The 2,707-nt window shown below is 37.8% G+C and carries 1 protein-coding gene; it reads left to right on the plus strand.

Annotated elements, in window-relative coordinates; genetic code table 11:
* Positions 1 to 38: 38 nt before the first annotated feature.
* Positions 39 to 2,707: FAD-binding and (Fe-S)-binding domain-containing protein (locus E0H99_RS17075; protein WP_131998507.1), on the plus strand; the 2,669-nt coding region annotated here is incomplete at its 3' end.

A 2,707-nucleotide genomic window follows, 5' to 3' on the forward strand; every position in this document is an offset into this window, starting at 1 on the left:
TTTATATTTTAAAAAACAATAGCAATTCACTCCACTAAATGTCAATCACGCCTCAATTACAGCAATTATCCCAATCATTAGAAGGAACACTTTTATATGATGATCTCCATAAAACATTATATGCCACGGATGCTTCTGCGTATAGAATTATACCTCTTGCTGTAGCTATTCCAAAATCAGAGGAAGATATTGTAAAAATTATTCGCTTTGCAGCAAAAAATAAGATTTCAATTACGCCCAGAACTGCCGGAACTTCCTTAGCAGGTCAAACAGTAGGTAATGGAATTATTGTCGATGTTTCGAAACATTTCACAAAGATTGTTGCTTTTGATCCCATAAAAAAAACTGTTACAGTACAGCCAGGAGTGATTCGGGATGAACTGAATTTATATTTAAAAGAACACGGATTGTTTTTTGGTCCCAATACTTCAACCTCAAATCGATGTATGATGGGAGGAATGGTAGGAAATAATTCATCGGGAACTACGTCGATTCGTTATGGTGTGACCCGAGATAAAATAGTAGCTATTAAAGCGGTTTTGAGTGATGGAACTTCGGCAGTATTTAAAGAAATAACTTCGGCTGAATTCATTGAAAAAACAAAAGGAAACACGCTCGAAAGCTCCATTTATAAGACTATTTATGAGGAACTTTCGAATACAGAAAACCAAAAAGAGATTATAAAGGAATTTCCAAAACCTGAAATTCACAGACGAAATACCGGATACGCGATCGATTTATTATTAAAATCGGAACTTTTTGGAGGAACAGAAAATACTATAAATCTAGGGAAACTCCTATGCGGAAGCGAAGGAACGCTGGCCTTTACCACCGAGATTACGCTCAAAGCGGATCATGTACCACCTACGTATAATGTTATGGTAGTGGCCCATTTTCATACCATTCAGGAAAGTTTAGAAGCCGTAGTTACAGCGATGAAACATCATTTGTATATCTGTGAGATGATGGATGACACGATATTAGATTGTACCAAAACCAACAGGGAACAAGCTAAAAACAGATTTTTCATTCAAGGGGAGCCAAAAGCGGTTATCATGCTCGAAGTAGCGTCGCATAACAGTATAGAAGATGCCGAAAGGCAAGCTGATGATTTGATTGCAGATTTGAAAAGAAATAATTTCGGGTATGCTTTGCCAAAAATTTATGGAGCTGATATTGATAAAATAAATGAGTTGCGAAAAGCAGGTCTCGGGCTTTTAGGAAGTATTGTAGGCGATAATAAAGCTGCGGATTCTATTGAAGATACCGCTGTTGAGTTGAGTGATTTACCCAATTATATTGCCGAGTTCTCCGCCATGATGGAACGTCATGGGCAGAGCGCCATTTATTATGCACATGCCGGAGCTGGAGAAATTCACTTGCGACCGGTTTTAAATTTGAAAACAAAAGAAGGAGTACATCAATTTAGAAACATTGCTACCGAAGTGGCTATTTTGGTAAAAAAATATAGAGGTTCATTGAGCGGGGAGCATGGAGACGGAATTGTTCGTGGTGAGTTTTTGCCTTTTATGATAGGAAACCAGAATTATGAATTGTTGAAAAGAATTAAACATGCTTTTGATCCCAACACCATTTTGAATGTGGGAAAAATTGTAAATGCTTTCAAAATGGACGAAAACCTTCGGGTGGAAGCGGGCAGAGCAGAACCGGATATACAAACAATTCAGGATTTTTCGGATAGTATGGGGATTTTGCGCGCCGCAGAGAAATGCAATGGTTCCGGCGATTGCAGAAAATTACCTTCGGCTGGCGGAACTTTGTGTCCCAGTTATCGCGCTACCCGAAATGAAAAAGATACGACTCGTGCCAGGGCCAATGCGCTTAGAGAATATTTGACGCATTCAGAGAAAGACAATAAATTCGATCATGAAGAATTATATAAGGTATTTGACTTGTGTGTAAGTTGTAAAGCATGTGCCAGCGAATGTCCCAGTAATGTGGATGTAGCGGCTTTAAAATCAGAGTTTTTGTACCAATATCAAAAAGCAAATGGATTTTCTTGGCGAAATAAATTTTTTGCGTTCAATGCGAAACTGAATGGACTGGGAAGCATTACTCCAAGATTTACTAATTTCATGGTGAATTTGTCCTTAGTCAAGAAAAGCATGGGAATTGCTCCAAAAAGAGAAGTGCCGCTTTTGGCTCCAAAGACGTTTAGAAAATGGTACGAAAAAAATTGGAATCAGGCGCCAAGTGATTCTTTTGTAAACGGAAAAGTATGTTTGTTTTGTGATGAATTTACTAATTACTATGATGTTTCGGTTGGAATCGACGCCTATGAGTTATTGACAACATTAGGCTATGAAGTGATTCTGGTGGATCACGAAGAAAGTGGAAGAGCTTTTATTTCTAAAGGTTTTCTCGAAGAAGCAAAAGCAATTGCGAATATAAATGTTTCCGTTTTTTCGGATTATATTACTGCTGATTGTCCGTTGATAGGAATCGAACCATCAGCGATACTGACATTTAGAGACGAATACATTCGATTGGCAGACGATAAAGAAAGTGCCGAAAAATTAGCCAAAAATGTATTTACCATTGAAGAGTTTTTTAAAAATGAGATTACTTCGGGTAAAATTCATTCGGAGCAATTTTCTGATGAGGAGAAAACAATAAAAATTCACGGACATTGCCACCAAAAGTCTTTAAGTTCTATTGAAGCGACTTTTGCGATGTTGAATGTGCC

The sequence above is a fragment of the Flavobacterium sp. GT3P67 genome, from assembly GCF_004349155.1.
GTDB lineage: Bacteria > Bacteroidota > Bacteroidia > Flavobacteriales > Flavobacteriaceae > Flavobacterium > Flavobacterium ranwuense.